This is a genomic window from Cohnella boryungensis, from assembly GCF_042651945.1.
GTDB lineage: Bacteria > Bacillota > Bacilli > Paenibacillales > Paenibacillaceae > Cohnella > Cohnella boryungensis.
This window is the reverse complement of record NZ_JBHSED010000070.1, coordinates 53,780-72,537: the sequence shown is the minus strand read 5'-3', so window position 1 is coordinate 72,537 and position 18,758 is coordinate 53,780. Positions and strand designations below refer to the sequence as shown.

Genomic DNA, 18,758 nt, shown 5'->3' with positions numbered 1-18,758 from the left:
TCTCGGTCAATAATTGACCCATTTTTTCTGCGCGAACCATTGCCCCGCCGTAATGAGCATAACGAAGGCGAACAAGACGACGGCGACGGATGAAGCATACCCGATCTTCAAATTGACGAACGCTTGATCATATAAGTACCAGACCATCAGGCTCGTGGAACCGATCGGCCCCCCCTGGGTCATGACCGCGATAATATCGAAAACCTTGAACGAGGAAATAATTCCGGTGACGAGCAGGAAGAAGGACGTTGGAGACAGCAGCGGAAACGTGATCCGCGCGAATTTCACCCAGGCCCCCGCGCCGTCGATGTCGGCGGCTTCGTACAGGTCTTTGGGAATCGATTGCAGCCCGGCGATGTAGATAATGAGATTAAAGCCGATCGACACCCAGATCGTGATCATCATTATGGAAGCAAGCGCGAACTTCGGGTCGGCAATCCACTTGGGAGGATTGGCGAATCCGATCGCTTTCAGCACCTCGTTGATCGGGCCGTAGGAGGGCTGGAACAGCACCTGCCAGACGATGGCGACCGCTACGATGCTGGAGATGTAGGGCATGAAATACGCGACCTTGAAAAAACCCTTCCAATACACGTACCTGTCTATCAGCACCGCCAGCACCATCGACACGAGCATGTAGACGGGGACGGCCAACAGGAAAAACAGGTTGTTGCGTACCGAACGAACAAACGCCGGATCGTCCAGCAGCTTCTTGAAATTATCGAGCCCCGTCCATGTCAGCCCGTCCCAGCCCTGCACGAAATTCCAATCCGCCAAGCTGAGCGCCAGCGTAGCCAGAATCGGCAGCAATACGAGCACCGTAACCCCGATCAGCATCGGACTGACGAAAAGCAGTCCCGCCAGCGTATCTCCTCCGAGCCGGTTGGCTCGCTTGACCCGCGGCGACCGGGGATGCGGCTGCTGTGCATGCGTATGAGTTGTCACCGTTGGATCAGCCATAGCTCTTAACACCTCAATCCGATAAGTAGTCGTGAACTTGGCTTTAATTATAAAAAAAAATACCGTCGCGTTTTGACGGTATTTTGATTCGATACGCAATTTATTTGACTTTCTCGCGGGTCGTTATTTCTTCTTTTTCGCCTTCGCTGCGGCAGTCTCGATATTTTGGGCAACCCGATATCGGACGATTCTTGCGATTAATTCGTAGGGCAAGGGCTTGTCCAGAGGGAATTGCACGGACCCCTTTGCGCCTTTGTAAGCCGCCAATTCCGGCTGAAACGCGGCAATTCCGCTGGCTCCGGGGTAAAAGCCGATATGGCTTTTGTATCCGGCAAAGTGCACAAGGTTTTGATGCAGGAAAAAGGTCGGCATCTGGTAGCTTATCTTCTCCGTCGCTTCCGGCGCCGCCTCGCGAATGACTTGCCGCAGCGTGTTGAGAATCTCCTGAACGTGCGGCGGGAACTGCGCGATGTATGCTTCTGTGGAAGCATAGGCGATTCGGTTGTCCATGCAGAGGCTCCCTTCGGAATCCTATTGTTCTTGCCGATTAATGTATAGGTTTATTATACCTTAGGAGATTGCGTAGAGATACGGGGAATGCATGTCTGGCTAGCCAGCCCTTTCTTCGTCGCATTTTGCGACTATGCGCTGGCTGCTTGCTTCGCCAGCTCCTTCTTCGTCGCATTTTGCGACTGTGCGCTGGCTGCTTGCTTCGCCAGCTCTTCTTGGTCGCATTTTGCGACTATGAGCTGGCTGCTTGCTTCGCCAGTTCCTTCTTCGTCGCATTTTGCGACCATGCGCTGGCTGCTTGCTTCACCAGCTCCTTCTTCGTCGCATTTTGCGACCATGCGCTGGCCGCTTGCTTCGCCAGCTCCTTCTTCGTCGCATTTTGCGACTATGCGCTGGCTGTTTGCTTCGCCAGCTCCTTCTTCGTCGCATTTTGCGACTATGCGCTGGCTGTTTGCTTCGCCAGCTCCTTCTTCGTCGCATTTTGCGACTATGCGCTGGCTACTTGCTTGGCTTGCCCGTTCTTCGTCGCATTTTGCGACCATGCGCTGGCTGCTTGCTTCGCCAGCTCCTTCTTCGTCGCATTTTGCGACCATGCGCTGGCTGCTTGCTTCTCCAGCTCCTTCTTCGTCGCATTTTGCGACCATGCGCTGGCTGCTTGCTTCGCCAGCCATTTCTTCGTCGCATTTTGCGACCATGCGCTGGCTACTTGCTTGGCCAGCCCTTTCTTCGTCGCATTTTGCGACTATGCGCTGGCTGCTTGCTTCGCTTGCCTGTTCTTCGTCGCATTTTGCGACCATGCGCTGGCTGCTTGCTTCGCCAGCCCTTTCCTCGTCGCATTTTGCCTTCTTCGTCGCATTTTGCGACTATGCGCTGGCCGCTTGCTTCGCTTGCCCCTTCTTCGTCGCATTTTGCGACGCTGTGGAGTTACTCTTGACATCAGCTTTATTCTGGAAGGAGTTGTAATAAACTATGCGATTACTTATGATAAACGTATACTCGAAACAAGGGCTCACAAAAGGTGCGAATGTGAAGCTCCCATGAAATCCCTGGATCATTCGCACCGCGAATAATGTCGAAATCATAGAAATCACTACCTATCATCAGAAAGTCAATCCTGAACCTAGACAGATCTGAGATCATTCTTATCTGAAATGAATCGTAATCCCACACTGTTGGTATTAATTCATATCTTACCGCTGTCGCACTCCTTACGGAGTGCGTGGATTGAAACATCTTGATGCCGGAATTCGCGGCGGTCGCGTAGCGTCGCACTCCTTACGGAGTGCGTGGATTGAAACTCGGAACAGACCAAGTGAAGAAGGTTTGGAGTTGTCAAAAAAAGTGTAGTTTGAAAACACCCTCATACAGAAATCCCGTTACTAAGCCGCTTGTGACAGCATTCTTTCGCGATAAATAGCTGGTGGCCAGCCCCCTGGATTAGAGGTGTATATCCGCCGTCTGTTGTAGTAGACCATGATGTACCTGAAGATGATCGATTTAACATAAGCCATCGGGTAGTGCTCGGTTTTGATCTTATACAGCTTTTCTTTCTTTAGCGTAGCAAAAAAGCTTTCCATCCTTGCGTTATCATAGCAACGTCCTGTGCCGCTCATGCTCTGAATGGCATCTCGTTTAGCCAGACGTTCTCGGAATGCATGGCTCGTGAATTGGCTGCCTCTATCGCTGTGATAAATCATTCCGCGAGCATTTCTTGCTCTACAGGCGTTCTCAAAGGCTTGGATGCAGAGTTCCTTGCGCAGATGATCGTCCATGGCGAGGCCCACGATCTCTCCATTGAAACAATCCAGTACCGCGGACAGATAGAGCTTGCCGTCTGAACAAGGGACTTCGGTGATATCCGATAGCCACTTTTGGTTGGGTGCTGAGGATCTGAAGTCTCTCTGGATCAGGTTCTCGCTCTTTTGAGCTGCGGCATCCTCGCGTGTAATGCCGTTTGGATGACGCCTCACTTTCTTCAGCAGGCCATGCTTCTTCATGATTCGATAGACGGTGCTGTAGCTGGTCGTGATCTCGATCTGTGACAGCGCCAGCAGAATACGCTGGACACCGTAATTATTGTTGTCTTCATGTTCTCCAATGATGTCTTTGATTTTGACCAGAAGGCGTTTCTGCCGCTCCTGTTTGAGTGTAGGCTTCAAGCTACGGTAATAGCCCGATTCGCTGACAGCAAGCACTTCGCACATCTCCTTGACGGTCCACTGATCCCGTCGTTCACGGATGTAAGCATAGAGCTGACATGCCTTTACCGCTTCCGGTCTTTTGCGAAAAAACCGAGTGCGTCCTTGAGAATTTCATTGGCTCGGCGCAACTCGCCTATTTCTTTTTCTAATTCGATTTCACGCGCAGTCTTATCGGCAGAGGCATAGGCGTGTCCGCTCCCGATATGCGCTCCGTCGCCGTGCAGGGTTCTTCGCTTTCTCCATTCCTGCAACGTATAGTAGGCTACGCCTAACTGCTCGGCAGCTTTCTTTGGTCCAATCTCATCGCTCAATCTTACTGCTTCTTCTTTGAATGCCTTGTCGTACCTGTTCATTGTCTCTCGTCCCCTCGTTAGCTTTCAATTTATTTCATACGAGGGGGTTTTTCGACTGCATTTTTATCGTAGCACTCCAGTTCGACTCCATACTGAGTGCGTAAATTATCCAACTGTAAAGCAAAAGAGATCGGAGAAATCCCCCGATCTCTTTCGCTTTGCTATACCCCCATCTGCAGAAGCCAGGAGGATAGCTTCTCTTCACGAAGCTTGGCATCGTCGTTACGGTCTTGCTCATACTTGCCCAGGTGTTGCTCGCCGACGATACGTCCGTCCTCCATCAGTAGCACGCGTTCCGTCCGGGCGGCGACTTTAACGTCATGGGTGACCAGCAGAATGGTCGTGCCCGAGCGGTTGATGCGCCCGAGAAGCGCCATGATCTCGCTCGTCGCTTTGGAATTCAGCGCCCCTGTCGGTTCGTCGCCGAAGATCATTTTCGGCCGATTCATGAGCGCCCGGCATATGCCGACTCTCTGGAGCTGTCCACCGGACGCCTGCGTAACGTCGCGGTCTTCGAGCTCGGCAATGCCCATCTCGCTCATCAGCTCCCGCGCCCGCCGATTAATCGCTTTCCGGCTTTCTCGCCCAGCCAGATACTCCGAAAGCACGATATTATCGAGCAGGGTCAGATTTTTCAGCAAATGAATTTGTTGAAAGATAAAGCCCATCTTGTTTCTGCGCAAAGCGGCCAGAGTCTTGTCCGGCAAGGAGGAGATATCCTCTTGATCGAACCGGACTTGTCCGGAGGTCATGCGGTCCATGCCGCTGATCGTGTAGAGAAGGGTCGACTTCCCGGAGCCGGAGGCTCCCATAACCGATACGAATTGCCCTTCGGGAATGCGCAAATCGATATTTCTGAGCACGGCCTGCTCCTCGCTCTTGTTCAGGCTGTAGCTTTTGTTAAGATTGTTCACCTCTAAAATGTCTTTCACGTCCGCCACCTCATTCTGCGCTTAAAGTTACGATGCTGTATTGCTTGAGTGAACGCGTAGCGAGCAATGCCGCCCCCGTTACGAACAGTGCCAAGGCTAGAGGGCATACGACATAGGATACGAGCGGGCTCGTCACGAACTGGATCGAGGATGCCCCTCTAGCGGACATGAGCATGCCGACAAGCCCCTGGCCCAACGTATTGGATGCTGCCGTTCCCACGAGGATGGCCGTTGCGAGAACGGTCATTGTTCTGGCGATATACTGCTTGCGAATATCGCTATCGGCGAATCCGATGCACTTCATGACGGCGATCCCGGAGGCTTCCTTGGCCGTCAGCATTTTCAAGAACAGCGAAGTAATCAGGAAGGAGATGCACAGCGCAACCGCAACGCCCATAAGCGTCGCCTTCTTGATCTGCTCCAGCGTCGAGCCGAGCGTCTGGGACAAATAATCCTCCATCGGCGTAATCTTGGCCCCTTGAAACAGCTTGGCGTATTCGGCTACTTTCTCCCGGACGTCGACGCCTTGCTGTACATTCGCGTTGATCGTATACCAGAGAACGCGGTCCGAGGCCGGAGGGAGCAGCGCTTTGGCCGTCTTGCCTCCGTTGGTCACGTCCTGATAGATGCCGCTGACTTGCAATTCGATCGACTTCCCATCCGCGACGACAGTTACCGTATCGCCGACACCCTTCCCCAAGCCCTCGGCGTTGAGGCTCGACAGCGCAATCTCATTGTCGCTCGCAGGTGCGTTGCCCTTGCTGTATTTCAGCGGAAATTGCGAGAAGTCTCCCGTCTCCACCTGGATATTTTCCAACGCGCCCTCGGCGCCTATCACGCCGTATTTGCTCGTTACCAACGGAGCAAACTTCGCAATGTCCCGATCTTCGGCCAAGTACGCCTGTACCTCAGCAAAGCTTTCCCGAATGTTTTCGGACTGCTGCAGATCAATGCGAATATCGCTTTGCCCCGCTCCCATGTAGGAGACAAAGCTCGGAGCATGAACCGTGCTGAGGAAATTGATCGGCACGATCATCATAAACGAGCAAATAACAAAAATCAGAAACAGCAGCAGGTACATTCTGAATCGGCCGAGAACATCCTTCACGCCCAGGAAAATATTCAGACTCGGCAATCGGCTCTTATGAAGAGGGAGCCAGCTTGCATGGACCTTATTCCCTCCCGTCGTGCCGAAGCGCAGTGCCTCTACCGCAGAGATTTTGTTCATTTTGCGAAGAACCAGGGAGCAGAACATCCAGACTAGAGCAAAGACGACTGCCGCAGAAAGGATAGGAACGACCAACTGCAGGGCGTTTCGCGGGGCAGAGCCGATATATAAGGCGATATTGGAAGTAAACCAGCCGCTCGTCAGCACAGAAAGCGCATAGCCGCACAGACAGGCCGCTCCGGCGAGAAACAGATACTTGGTCCTGTATATTTTGCGCATGTGCGACTGGCGAATGCCGATGGCCTTCATCACGCCGATTTCCCGATACTCCTCCTCCATCGTCGCGATCAGGGTGAACCTTAGACAGAGCCCGGCAATTACCATGAGCAGCAGGCTGACCAGCAAAATGATTGCCGCCACCAAGCCGTCCGTAATGACGTTCAGCATCTGCAGCAGCGAATAATCGATCGTGGGCCCTTTGGACGGCAGTCCTGCGGATTGGTAGGCGGTTTTAAACTCGCCTAGCTTGCTCAGATCGTTGAGCTGAAAGCCGATCATCGTCTCGACTTCTCCGGCAAGCGGCCTTAATGCCTCGAAATCTGCAGCGCTAACGACAAAACGTTTGGAGCTGATGATAGACGGATTCATCTGAACGTCCCGCACGAAGTCGACTATTGTAAACTCCAGCTCGGACGATGCCGACGCGATTCGAATTCGGTCGCCAAGCTCCAGATTCTCTCGCTGCTTGTAATAGATAGGGACGGCAATCTCCCCGTTGGAAACGGCAATCCGCTCGTTGTCCAGGTTCAGCAGGAAGTCGAACCGTTCATTCTGCTCGACAAAGCCGTTGTCCATGACGCTGCCAGAATCGGGCGTCCTTCGGTCACCGTAATAGATGCTTGCGTTATCGATGATCAGCATCTCGGCGAGCTGCCGGCTTCGAACCATAGGGTTGTCCGATGCGAATTCGTCCAGCGCCGTCTCGTCGATCTCCCCGGCATGCATCTGCACGAAATGCGGGGCGTTCGACACGGCAAACAAATGATCCATAGAACGAAATAACTGCATGATCATATTCGACCCGCTAGCTGCAAGCAAAGCCGACAGCATCACGAATACAAACAAAGCAACGGCTATCGTCCTGTTCCGTTTAAGATCCTTCTTTAGCATTCTAAGCAACATTTCCAAGCTCTCCTTTTGCCTCGGCAGCAACAACGCCAACCTCCGAAGTCGGCGTCCTTCTTCTTGATGTGCGATCGTGCCTTCTTCTCCACCCGTTTAATCGAACAATTGAATGACGTATGCGAAGCTGCCTTTTTCCGCGCCGAGCAGCAATTCCATCGTGTGAATGAACGCTTCGATTTTCTCGGCCATCTCTTGCGGCTCCCATTTGAAAAAGCCTTCATCGAACAACGTCACGGCCGTTACAAGCAGAAATTCGATGGATTCCTTCGGATAAGGGGTCGCAAACAGCTGCTCCCGAATTCCTTGCTCGACAACCTTCTGCAGGACGGGAGTCAGTCTAAGCACCGTTTCCGTCAAGCTTTTCTGATGCATCTGGGCGTTATGAATGTCGTGCAATTGTTCTACAAGCTGCCGCTTGCCGGCGGTATCCGGCTTCTGTGCCAGCATGATGCTCAGAAATTTCTGATGAACAGTGAGCCCGGGTTCAGCTTGAATCCGCTCGGCCTCACGCACCCCGTGCTCAACGTGCCGGGCCACGATAGCATCCAGCACTTCCTCTTTGGATTTGAAATAGTGGTAGAAGGTGCCTTTCGCAATTCCGATCTGCGTCAGAATATGCTGGATAGTCGTCTTCTCGTAGCCTTGGTTTACGAACAGGGCTTCCGCCGTTTCCAAAATTTCGTTTTTTCTTTCTTCCGGTTCCTTTAAGGTTCTCATGCTCACTCTCCAGTATAGACCGACCGTCGGTCTATACTAATTTTATACTATAAATCCAAGTCTCTCGTCAACTGCCCGCAAGTCCAAAGAGCCGGCCAATATAAATTGAAGCGATAATTCGCACAATGCAAATAAGGCGCGGGAAACGATTTTCCCGGCCTTATGTACCCGATATGAACCTAGAACAAGGAAGCGACTTTGTCTTGCACCTGCTTGAGATTCGCCTTAAGCGCCTCTTCCCCTACACTGGGTACGCTGCCAAAGAGCAGATGGTCTACAGGCTCGATGCCGGTAAATTCGAGAATACCGATATCCGAGGTAACTTTAAGACCCTCGGTCATTCCGATCTGGTCATAGATTTCTTTGGGCGTGCCGTGCGTATTGATGATAAGGCCTTTTTTTCCGGACAGAAGTTTGTCGATGCCCGTCTCGCCGTAGGCGTATGCAAACCCGTAAGAAAACACGCGATCGATGTAGCCCTTAAGAATTGCCGGCATGCCCGTCCACCAGATCGGATAGATGAAAGTAATCGCGTCAGCTTGAGCGATATGCTCCTGTTCGATTTTAATATCCGACGGAGTCTGACCGGCTCTCAGCGCAGCCGTATCCTCCGGCTTCAGCACCGGCTGGAAGCCAAGCGTGTACAAATCGCGGACCGTCACTTGATGGCCCTTTTCCTTCAAGGTGCTTACGGTTGTGTCCAGAACGGCGTGATTAAAGCTCTCCGAGCTCGGGTGCGCGTAGACGATTAGATGGTTCATCCTCATGATCCTCCAGTGATTTTGAGTTGGTCCGTTCATTTGTAGCTTCTCCAAAAGCCGCTCAATCCATTGCGCGATTCCAAGCAAAAACGCCTTCGGCGTCCTCCGACAGCCGGAGAAGCTTTGCGGAGACGATTCAGAGAAGGATAAGCGTGAAACTTATAAAACCTGTATCGTAAAAAAAGCCCCCGACATCTCCATTTGAAGGAGGCGCGAGGGCTGAAATTCCGCCTAAAGCGGTCTGTCTTGCCGATTACCGATACTGAGCCATATTGAATTCAGGCACGCCGATGCTCTTGAACCAGGTTCTCACCTTCTCGGGATCATCGGAGAAAGTGAGCCCCAATTGAAGCAGAATTCTGGCTTTCTGCGGCAGCAAATCCGCTGCTCCGATAATGCCGGGAGCTCCCGTATCGTATACGGCGCCCGAACCCGCCCGCGTCGCGCTTACGAAGACGACGCCTTTGTCGATCGCTTCTTTTCTGGCAGCCGCTTGCTCGGTGGAGATGCCTCCCGCACCGTGACCCGCAGTTACGATACCGTCGATTCCCGCATCGGCCAGCGCCTTGATCGGCACTCCGCTTGCTTCCGTATAGCTGTATACGATTTCGACCTTGGCCAGATCCGCTGGCTTGATCTTGCTCAGATCAAACGGCGTTTTCCACGCTTCCTTGCCGCAAGCCATTACGCGTGCCGGCGCTCTCACGCTGCGAATACGATTCTCATCCACCGTTCCCAGTGCGCCGTAGCGGCCTCCGTCGAACGTATCGAGGCGAAGCGCGTCCGTCTTCGTCACTTCGCGGGCAGCGAAGAACTCGTCGTTCATCAGCAATACCGTTCCGTAGCAGGTGGTTTCTCCGCTTGCGGCCAACCTGATAGCGTTAAACAAATTTGCCTCTCCGTCAAACGAGAACGTATTGGATTGTCTCATCGATCCTGTAAAGATAACGGGCTTCTGGCTCTGAACCGTCAGATCGGTCCAGTACGCAAGCTCCTCCATAATGTTCGTTCCCGCGTTTACGATAACCGCATCGACGTTTTTGTCCGCCAATTGCTTGTCAATCGCAAGGCTAAGATTGTATAGATGCTCGGAGGTCGTTTGAGCCGAGCTGATATTATATAGCTCCTCTACCTTAACATTCGCGATTGCAGAAATTTCCGGCTTAAGCCGATCCAGAATCTCTTGAATCGAGACCTTATCCGGACCGTAGGATTGAAACAAATCGCGTCCAAGGGCCGTGCTTGTAATGGTTCCTCCCATGCCCACTATCGTAATGTTCGGCAGTTTTTTGACGCTGGCCGCCTTGGCCTCCTGACTGAAGTAAGGCAATTGAAAGCTGGATGTAATTACGACAAGAGCAGCAAGCATAACCCCTAGCAAACGTTTTTTGACCATGAGCAACCTCCTAGGTGTGTAAGTACAGATTTATCGTAATGGATACACCGCCTATTTTCAATAGTTTTTGTTATATTATTTAACATATAATTTACGTATATTTATCACAAGATTAAGATTATCTTTATAAAACCTCTTGATATATGACATAAACATTACACAAATATTGAATATAGCGCTATAAACAAAGAAGCTTCTTCCGTCGCAAAATGCTTGCGATATGAAGAAGCCCCTTTCGGGAAATGACTATTGCGGAATTTTCACCAGCACCTCATAGGCCGTTCCCGCTTGCATGTCCTTGATCAATCCGTTCTCCGCGAGTATGCCGTCGAGGTACACCTCTACGGCTTTGACCTCCGGCTCCCGCTTGAACGTCACCTTCAGCTCCGCGCCTCTAAACCTCCGTTTGACCGCGGCCTTCTGCCACTCGGCAGGAAGCTGCGGACGAACCCGAATTCCCTCGGGAGTGCCTTGCAGCCCGAACAATCCGTCAATAAGACTGCGGTACACCCACGGCACCGTTCCGGTATTGAACAGATGGCTGGAGCGCCCGGCTGTCTTCGGATACTGCCTATACGCTCCCCGATAATAGTTCGGAATAAACACGGGCAGTTGACCCCTTCTGAGAATATCCTCCGCATCCGGTCCCGGAATCATTTTGCGAAGCAGGCGAAAAGCATTTTCTTGCTCCCCGGTCAGGTAGAGGGCATAGATATAGAACGCCGCCGCATGGTTATAGACCGCCCCGTTCTCCGCGCTTCCCGGATGCTTCTGCGTAACCCGACCTACATCCTCGCGCATCGAAGTATAGGAGGGAGCAAGCTTCTCTACTCCGTATGGGGATTCCAATTGCTCGGCGACCGTCTGAATAAGCTTCTTGCGCTTCGTTTCGTCCGCAGCTCCGCTCATAAGCGCCCAGCCTTGAGGATTCAGGAAAATCCGGCCTTCCTTATCCGTGCTGATTCCGAATAGGACATTGTCATCCGTAATGCCTCTGGCATACCATTCGCCGTCCCATAGGTATTCGTTCGCGACCGCATTGGTCTCCTCCGCCGCTAGGCGGTATTGCCGGGCAACCTCGGGCTTGCCGCTCCTCTCGCAAATGTCCGCCCAGGTTGAGAAAGCGTAGGCCGTAGCGATCGTCAGCCACCCCGATACGCCCTTGCCTTTGGGGCCGACCATATTCATCGGATCGCACCAATCGCCTTGATTGATATAGTTCAAGCCCCGCTCGTCCCTGGCTTGGATCAGCCAATTCATCGCCCGATCGACATGCTCCCGCACCGTACCCGATTCCTTGCCGCCGACATAGGGAACCGTCTCCTCCAGCAAGCTGTAATCGTTCGTTTCGTCCAGATAAGTACTCAGGCAGACGGGCAGCCAGATGCAATGATCGGTATGCGGAACCTGGTTAATGTATTTCAGTTCGGCATCCTTATGCAAAATAATGCCGTCAGGCATCTCGCCGCTGGCCTCTTGCTGGCTTAGCGCCGTCAGGAACGCATTCCTGGCTATATCGGGGGCAATATAGCTCATCCCCATGTTGTCCTGCAGGTAATTCCGGGTTTGAGGGTCCGTTGTTAGACGGTTCGTCTTGCCGTGATAGTACATCTGCCTAGGCAGCCAATGGTTCACGAAATTATCGAGATCGGCATCGGGGGTTGCGATTTCGATGCAACCTCGGCCCTCTGCCACGTACTCCTCATATTCCCGTTCAGCCGCGGCAAAGCCATCCTCTCCGCCGAAGTACTTTTGCTTGATCCCCGCGATCTGCTCCTCATTATGCGCTGGGCCGAACAGAAACCGATAGCTCTCCTCTGCGCCGGGCTCCAGATCGAGACGATATTGCAGCACGGCAACCGGCGTCTCGTAGCGAGCCTCGCCCTTGGCCAGTTCTTCCCTATGAATCGCCGAAGGCGATGCAATGCCGCCCTCTCCTTCGAACGCTTCATGGTTCACTTCCCATGCGGCAGGCCGACGATCCGCCAACAGGAAGGTCTTGTCGTTCATTTCCTTCACCTTGCTGTAATCCTGATACTTCTGATAGGGCGTGATGGAGGAGCAGACGATCCCTTGCAGCTGTTCGTTGTACTCTCCCGACTGGTTCATCCAGGACATATACCCGACAGTATAGTATGGGTAGAGGCTGAGCTTCCGTCTGTTCGGCGACAGGTTTGTCACCTTCACCCGCCACAGCTCCATGGTATCGTCTTTCGGCAGGCTCAAGCTCATTTCAATTAAAATGTCCCGGTTCCTGATTTTCCATAAAATATCGTGCTTCCCCACGGCAAACGTGTACTGCTCCGGAAGCGCCCGAACCGGCTCATACGGCGCGGAAAAAATCTCTCCGCTCTCTTCGTCCTTAACATAGAGGAAACGGCCGGGATGGTGCGCGTAGTAAGGCTGCTCCGGCTGCATGAACGTCTTGGCTTCCAGATTGGGGGCATGGGAATATTTGGCCGGTTCCGGCTGCATATATTGCGCTACCGCGTAGCCTCGACAGTTCATATGGATCATCATTTTCTCGTTCCACAAGAACCCCGAAGCCTTAGGCAGCGCGGTTGGACTTGTCAGCTCGTAGTATTCGTTATCTTCTGTTGCTGTGATCATTGCTGCACCTCAATTCCTTATCACTTTAATTACAAATCAGGGAAAATATTCATTCAGATCAACCCGCTCGGCTTTCTTCGGGACTGGCAGCAAGAAATCGGCTTCGCTTTCTTTGTTGGACAAGGTCGGCGATTTCTTGAATATCAATTTACGGAAAACGTTTTACTTCATTCCCGAAGCTTGCATCTTTAAGGAACGCCCGAGCCAATCGCCGCTCACATGCGAACTCCTGCCAGCAAGCCATCATATGCTTCATGGAAATTATAATACTGATCGCCGTTCTTCGCCAACACGAAATCGGTATTGCAAGCCAAGAAAACAAAGAAAAGCTGTCGGCCGCTAAGCAGCCTGACAGCTTTAGATGAGTTAGATCAGTTTCGCTTTTTTCAGAAGCCGCTGCATAATCGTCGCCGTTTCCGCGCGCGTAATTAACTGCTTCGGAAGCAGTTTCTCTCCATAGCCTTTCATCAAGTCACTCTCAACCGCAAGCGCTCCTGCCTCGCGCGCCCACTGGCCAAGCTGATCGCCGTCCGCGAAGGCAGCCAGTAGACTGCGTTGCTTCTCTGGGGCAAGCGAGCTTTGCAATTGGACGATCGGCATGATTCGTTGCATAATGACCATGGCTTCTTCCCGCGTAATCGACTGCTGCGGCTTAAAGGAGCCATCCTCATAGCCTTTGATCAAACCGTAAGAGGTACCGATGCTCACGACATCGTAGAACCAGTCCGAGGTCTTCACATCCTTGAAGCTTCCTGCGCCGCTCGCCTCGTGCAACCCCAGCGCACGAACGGCAATGGCGATAAATTCGGCGCGCGTAATCGCCGCGTCCGGTCTGAACTGATTGTCGTTGACCCCGCTGACGATCAGTCTGGAGGCCATATCCTCCACGCTCTCCCGGGACCAATGTCCGCTAATGTCCGCGAAGGTTTTTTCATTATAAATCAAAGTATAAGAACTGTTCGTCAAGCTGTTAATCGTAGCGTAATACTGGCTGTCGATGCGCTCGACGCGCGTCGGTACATGCAGCGGCTTGCCATTCGCCGAAACTACGACGCCCGTCGTAATTTTGTTCGGGTCGAGGCCAGCAGGCAGAGCGATCGACCGTTCCACATACCGGGTGAATGACTTCAGGTCGATCCGCTTGCCTTGATACACCGCATAAATATCGAAATCGAACGTTGGCCCAACCTGCGTTTCATGAGCAGTCGGTTTAACGACTTTAGCTTCGCTTGCAGGCGCTTCCCGAACGACCACTTCTATCGCAACCTCTTTCGGGGCTTGCTGTGCTCCTAGTCGCTCCAAAATAGAACCTACCTGCAATTGACCTGCCGGAATCGTATACCGAAGCCGCTCGGTTTGAACGACCAGCACTGCGCTCGCGTCCTGCATCTGCTTGACCATGTGGGCGCTCAGCACGCTCGTCACCTTATTGGAGCCGTTAGTAACCGGAATCGTAATGATAGCTCCAGAGCCAGCATCGGCCATTTTATCTCTGAGCTTCTGCTCGTCAACAATAACGGTTGTCGACTTCTCGTTGTTGGTGCTTTCGATCTTAGCCGATCCGACTTTTTCCTGAACGACGCCGTTGACGATAATCGCTATCCCGTCTTCGCTCGTCGCTGGCGCGCCGCCTCCGGGACTGCCGCCGGAGTTTCCGCCAGGAGGCTGCAAATTGAACAGCCTCAGGACTGCCGTCTGTTGGCTCGCTGCTGCGGGGTTTCCTGCCGCATCGTAGATAGAGGCTCCGTCCGTTGGCTTGATGACGACCGTTTCCACGCCTTTCGCGACTCCCGTCGCTTGCAGAAACACCCTAATGATCGTTTCTCCGCCCGTCAGCGGACTGGCGGCACCGCTCGTCGCAGCATCGTTTTTCGCAATGGCTGCCAGATTTAACGCGCTCACTCCACCCCCATTGGCTTCGAAAATGAGGCTGAGCAACTCTTTCGACAGCGGCAGGCTGCCTGCCGCATCTCCGTACACGCCTTCGCTGAACGTCAGGTCCACATAGGCGTTGCCGCTGGCCAACAAGGCCGACACGATTGTCGGCGCCGTCACATCCCATGCGGCTACGCCAAGTCCGATCGCATCCGTCGCCAAGGCGTTGCCTGCGCTATCGACAATTGTGCCGTTGCCTCCGGCAGTGTACGTTACCGTCACGCCTTCTTTCGCCGAGCGTCCGAGGTTCGCAACGGTCAGCACGACTTGCTTCGCATCCGTTCCCAGCTCAATAGAAGTGACTGCATAGGTGACGCCAGCGTTGCCCGTCTCCGTTACCGTGAACCCACCATTGTTCATCTTCGTTGCGCTCGCTGACGTAACGGCCTTGCTCAGCTCCACCGTCAGTTGCGTGTCGCTATCGCGTTGCACGCCAGCCAGCGCAGGCGGCTGCAGATCCTGCAGCGTCTTCGCGCCGGTGGTCAGACTCGCCGGAGACGCATTGCCCGCCAGGTCATGGATCGACGCTGCGCTTGCTGCCTTCACCTCGAACGTCTCCGTACCGCTTGGCGTTCCCGTGACGCTCAGGAACACGCGTACTGTCGTCTCGCCTCCCGCCAGCGCTGTCGCCGCCGCTTCGGTCGTCGCATCCGCACGCTTCACGGACGTGATCGCCACACCTGTCGCCGTCCCGCCGTTGGCGGTGAAATTCGCAATCTCCAAGCTGCCTGCGCTCAGCCCCGTCGTGCCCGCCGCGTTGCCATACACGCCTTCGCTAAACGTCAGGTCGACGTAGACGTTGCTCGCCGACACGGCGCTGCTGCTTGTAAGCGTCGGTGCGGTCACATCCCATGCCGCTACGTCGAGTCCGGTCGCATTCGTCGCCAAGGCGTTACCTGCGCTGTCGGCAATCGTGCCGTTTCCTCCAGAGGTGTACGTTACCGTCACGCCTTCTTTCGCCGAGCGTCCGAGGTTCGCAACGGTCAGCACGACTTGCTTCGGATCTGTTCCCAGCTCAATAGAAGTGACTGCATAGGTGACGCCAGCGTTGCCCGTCTCCGTTACCGTGAACCCACCATTGTTCGCCTTCGTTGCGCTCGCTGACGTAACGGCCTTGCTCAACTCCACCGTCAGTTGCGTGTCGCTGTCGCGCTGAACGCCAGCCAGTGCGGGCGGCTGCAGATCCTGCAGCGTCTTCGCGCCGGTCGCCAGACTGGCCGGGGACGCATTACCCGCAAGGTCATGGATCGACGTCGCGCTTGCTGCCTTCACCTCGAACGTCTCCGTACCGCTTGGCGTTCCCGTGACGCTCAGGAACACGCGTACTGTCGTCTCGCCTCCCGCCAGCGCCGTCGCCGCCGCTTCGGTCGTCGCATCCGCACGCTTCACGGACGTGATCGCGACACCTGTCGCCGTTCCGCCGTTGGCGGTGAAATTCGCAATCTCCAAGCCGCCTGCGCTCAGCCCCGTTGTGCCCGCGGCATCGCCATACACGCCTTCGCTGAATGTCAGGTCGACGTAGACGTTGCCCGCCGACACGTCGCTGCTGCTCGAAAGCGTCGGTGCGGTCACATCCCACGCGGCTACGCCGAGTCCGGTCGCATCCGTCGCCAAGGCGTTGCCTGCGCTATCGGCAATCGTGCCGTTGCCTCCAGCGGCGTACGTTACCGTTACGCCTTCTTTAGCCGAGCGTCCGAGGTTGGCAACGGTCAGCACAACTTGCTTCGCATCCGTTCCCAGCTCAATCTCGCTTACCGTATACGTGATGCCAGCATTGCCCGTCTCCGTTACCGTAAACCCACCATTGTTCATCTTCGTTGCGCTCGCTGGCGTAACGGCCTTGCTCAGCTCCACCGTCAGTTGCGTGTCGCTGTCGCGCTGAACGCTAGCCAGTGCGGGCGGCTGCAGATCCTGCAGCGTCTTCGCGCCGGTGGTCAGACTTGCCGGGGACGCATTGCCCGCCAGGTCATGGATCGACGCTGCGCTGGCCGCTTTTACCTCAAACGTCTCCGAACCGCTTGGCGTTCCCGTGACGCTCAGGAACACGCGCACCGTCGTTTCGCCTCCCGCCAGCGCCGTCGCCGCCGCTTCGGTCGTCGCATCCGCACGCTTCACGGACGTTATCGCGACACCTGTCGCCGTTCCGCCATTAGCGGCGAAATTCGCAATCGTCAAGCTGCCTGCGCTCAGCCCTGTCGTGCCTGCCGCGTTGCCATACACGCCTTCGCTGAACGTCAGGTCGACGTAGACGTTGCCTGCCGACACGGCGCTGCTGCTCGAAAGCGTTGGTGCGGTCACGTCCCACGCCGTTACGTCAAGTCCGGTTGCATTCGTCGCCAAGGCGTTGCCTGTGCTATCGGCAATCGTGCCGTTGCCTCCGGCGGTGTACGTTACCGTCACGCCTTCTTTAGCCGAGCGTCCCAGGTTGGCAACGGTCAGCACGACTTGCTTCGGATCTGTTCCCAGCTCAATCTCGCTTACCGTATACATGATGCCAGCATTGCCCGTCTCCGTTACCGTAAAGCCGCCGTTGTTCGCCTTCGTTGCGCTCGCTGACGTAACGGCCTTGCTCAGTTCCACCGTCAGTTGCGTGTCGCTGTCGCGCTGCACGCCAGCCAGTGCGGGCGGCTGCAAATCCTGCAGCGTCTTCGCGCCGGTGGTCAGACTCGCCGGGGACGCATTGCCCGCCAGGTCATAGATCGACGCTGCACTGGCTGCCTTCACCTCGAACGTCTCCGTACCGCTTGGCGTTCCCGTGACGCTCAGGAACACGCGCACTGTCGTCTCGCCTCCCGCCAGCGCCGTCGCCGCCGCTTCGGTCGTCGCATCCGCACGCTTCACGGACGTTATCGCGACGCCTGTCGCCGTTCCGCCGTTGGCGGCAAAATTCGCAATCTCCAAGCTGCCTGCACCTAGCCCTGTCGTGCCCGCCGAATCGCCGTACACGCCTTCGCTGAACGTCAGGTCGACGTAGACATTGCCTGCCGACACGGCGCTGCTGCTTGTAAGCGTCGGCGCGGTCACATCCCATGCCGCTACGCCAAGTCCGGTCGCGTTCGTCGCCAAGGCGTTGCCTGCACTGTCGGCAATCGTACCGTTGCCTCCGGCGGTATATTTAACCGTGACCCCCTCTTTGCCCGAGCGCTCCATATCGTTTACCGTTAATACCACGTGCATCGCATCCATACCCGGCGCGATAGAAGTAACTGCATATGTAATGGCGGGGTTGCCTGCTTCCTCAACCGTAAACCCGCCGTCATTGGCTTTATTCAGCCCCGCTGCAGCCGCAGCCTCATCCAGCCCTACCGTAATTCTGGTATTGCTGTCTCTGATTGCGCTAACAAGCAATGGCGCAGTTGTATCCGAAGGCGCCGCAGCGCCATACTCGATTGTTAGATAGGGAGAGTATTCTCCATCTGCTTGAGTGCTATTAGCAATACTAACTAGCGTATTGGCTCCGTGCAAAATGATCGAAACCTGATCGGCATTCCCCGTAGCCAGAGCTTCGGCCGTAAGTAAATCCAGCACATCGAATTCCGTATATTGCAGTTCTGGAAAGTTCGAGTTCGCGAACTGCTTCTCCGAGCCTGCTCTTACACTGGGAAAGCTGGAAGCTGCAGAGCTTGTTGTCCAGCTATCGCTATTGCCTAAGGCCACCTTCATTACAGTTGTAGAAATATCATTTCCGCTCGCAATTCCCAATTTGGCCGACACGATCGTTCTTCCGGCCTGAATCGGAAATTTAAAAGCAACCCTGTAATCCTCCGAGGCGCTAATGCCAAACAAACTCACTTCTCCGTCAACATTTAATTTTTGCGGCGCTCCACCCCCCACCGTTTTGATCTCCAGGTAGTCAATATCTTTTACCTTGATGATCTCATTCGCCGCATAGACTTTCTCTATGCCGACGAATGGAAGCCCCATGGATACCAGCATGATGCAAACCAGCATTGTCGAAATCGATTTCATTGTTACTCTCCTCCATTACATTTCATCGCCGTTCTCAGCCTCGTATCCGGGACTTCCATTT

The 18,758-nt window shown here is 54.4% G+C and carries 12 protein-coding genes; all 12 read right to left on the bottom strand.

Annotated elements, in window-relative coordinates:
* Positions 1–6 precede the first annotated feature (6 nt).
* The 12 genes from ACFO1S_RS26360 to ACFO1S_RS26305 all read right to left on the bottom strand — a co-directional run bounded on the left by ACFO1S_RS26360 (position 7) and on the right by ACFO1S_RS26305 (position 18,697).
* Entirely contained in the window at positions 7–960 is a 954-nt protein-coding gene (locus tag ACFO1S_RS26360) for a carbohydrate ABC transporter permease (RefSeq protein WP_204604158.1), read from the bottom strand.
* 123 nt (positions 961–1,083) lie between these two features.
* Positions 1,084–1,470 carry an iron chaperone gene (locus ACFO1S_RS26355; protein WP_204604157.1) on the bottom strand — a complete coding sequence of 129 codons (387 nt, stop codon included), beginning with the start codon at positions 1,468–1,470 and terminating at the stop codon, positions 1,084–1,086.
* Between the two features lie 131 nt (positions 1,471–1,601).
* Positions 1,602–2,267 carry a hypothetical protein gene (locus ACFO1S_RS26350; protein WP_378127862.1) on the bottom strand — a complete coding sequence of 222 codons (666 nt, stop codon included), beginning with the start codon at positions 2,265–2,267 and terminating at the stop codon, positions 1,602–1,604.
* 582 nt (positions 2,268–2,849) lie between these two features.
* Positions 2,850–3,710 (bottom strand): IS3 family transposase, encoded by an 861-nt coding sequence (locus tag ACFO1S_RS26345; protein WP_204604227.1) that lies wholly within the window; start codon positions 3,708–3,710, stop codon positions 2,850–2,852.
* 23 nt (positions 3,711–3,733) lie between these two features.
* On the bottom strand, positions 3,734–4,024 hold the full coding sequence (locus ACFO1S_RS26340; RefSeq protein WP_204604155.1) for a transposase: 291 nt from the start codon (positions 4,022–4,024) through the stop codon (positions 3,734–3,736).
* A gap of 161 nt (positions 4,025–4,185) precedes the next feature.
* Entirely contained in the window at positions 4,186–4,956 is a 771-nt protein-coding gene (locus ACFO1S_RS26335; protein WP_204604154.1) for an ABC transporter ATP-binding protein, read from the bottom strand.
* A 10-nt stretch (positions 4,957–4,966) separates the two neighbouring features.
* Positions 4,967–7,306 carry an ABC transporter permease gene (locus ACFO1S_RS26330; protein ID WP_204604153.1) on the bottom strand — a complete coding sequence of 780 codons (2,340 nt, stop codon included), beginning with the start codon at positions 7,304–7,306 and terminating at the stop codon, positions 4,967–4,969.
* A 96-nt stretch (positions 7,307–7,402) separates the two neighbouring features.
* Positions 7,403–8,026 (bottom strand): TetR/AcrR family transcriptional regulator, encoded by a 624-nt coding sequence (locus ACFO1S_RS26325; RefSeq protein ID WP_204604152.1) that lies wholly within the window; start codon positions 8,024–8,026, stop codon positions 7,403–7,405.
* Between the two features lie 179 nt (positions 8,027–8,205).
* Positions 8,206–8,787, bottom strand: coding sequence for an NAD(P)H-dependent oxidoreductase (locus ACFO1S_RS26320; RefSeq protein ID WP_204604151.1), 582 nt, complete (start codon positions 8,785–8,787; stop codon positions 8,206–8,208).
* 253 nt (positions 8,788–9,040) lie between these two features.
* Entirely contained in the window at positions 9,041–10,183 is a 1,143-nt protein-coding gene (locus tag ACFO1S_RS26315; RefSeq protein ID WP_204604150.1) for an asparaginase, read from the bottom strand.
* A 246-nt stretch (positions 10,184–10,429) separates the two neighbouring features.
* A complete protein-coding gene (locus ACFO1S_RS26310) occupies positions 10,430–12,793 on the bottom strand; it encodes a GH36-type glycosyl hydrolase domain-containing protein (protein ID WP_204604149.1) in 2,364 nt (787 codons plus the stop codon).
* Between the two features lie 366 nt (positions 12,794–13,159).
* Complete coding sequence (locus ACFO1S_RS26305; RefSeq protein ID WP_378127860.1) at positions 13,160–18,697, bottom strand: S-layer homology domain-containing protein; 5,538 nt, start codon at positions 18,695–18,697, stop codon at positions 13,160–13,162.
* Between the last annotated feature and the right edge of the window lie 61 nt (positions 18,698–18,758).

What these genes read in the sequence shown, in the direction of transcription:
- ACFO1S_RS26330 (WP_204604153.1), bottom strand. Translation starts at nt 7,306, where the DNA reads ATGTTGCTTAGAATGCTAAAGAAGGATCTTAAACGGAACAGGACGATA.
- ACFO1S_RS26325 (WP_204604152.1), bottom strand. Translation starts at nt 8,026, where the DNA reads ATGAGAACCTTAAAGGAACCGGAAGAAAGAAAAAACGAAATTTTGGAA.
- ACFO1S_RS26355 (WP_204604157.1), bottom strand. Translation starts at nt 1,470, where the DNA reads ATGGACAACCGAATCGCCTATGCTTCCACAGAAGCATACATCGCGCAG.
- ACFO1S_RS26360 (WP_204604158.1), bottom strand. Translation starts at nt 960, where the DNA reads ATGGCTGATCCAACGGTGACAACTCATACGCATGCACAGCAGCCGCAT.
- ACFO1S_RS26320 (WP_204604151.1), bottom strand. Translation starts at nt 8,787, where the DNA reads ATGAACCATCTAATCGTCTACGCGCACCCGAGCTCGGAGAGCTTTAAT.
- ACFO1S_RS26315 (WP_204604150.1), bottom strand. Translation starts at nt 10,183, where the DNA reads ATGGTCAAAAAACGTTTGCTAGGGGTTATGCTTGCTGCTCTTGTCGTA.
- ACFO1S_RS26305 (WP_378127860.1), bottom strand. Translation starts at nt 18,697, where the DNA reads ATGAAATCGATTTCGACAATGCTGGTTTGCATCATGCTGGTATCCATG.
- ACFO1S_RS26310 (WP_204604149.1), bottom strand. Translation starts at nt 12,793, where the DNA reads ATGATCACAGCAACAGAAGATAACGAATACTACGAGCTGACAAGTCCA.
- ACFO1S_RS26340 (WP_204604155.1), bottom strand. Translation starts at nt 4,024, where the DNA reads ATGAACAGGTACGACAAGGCATTCAAAGAAGAAGCAGTAAGATTGAGC.
- ACFO1S_RS26350 (WP_378127862.1), bottom strand. Translation starts at nt 2,267, where the DNA reads ATGGTCGCAAAATGCGACGAAGAACAGGCAAGCGAAGCAAGCAGCCAG.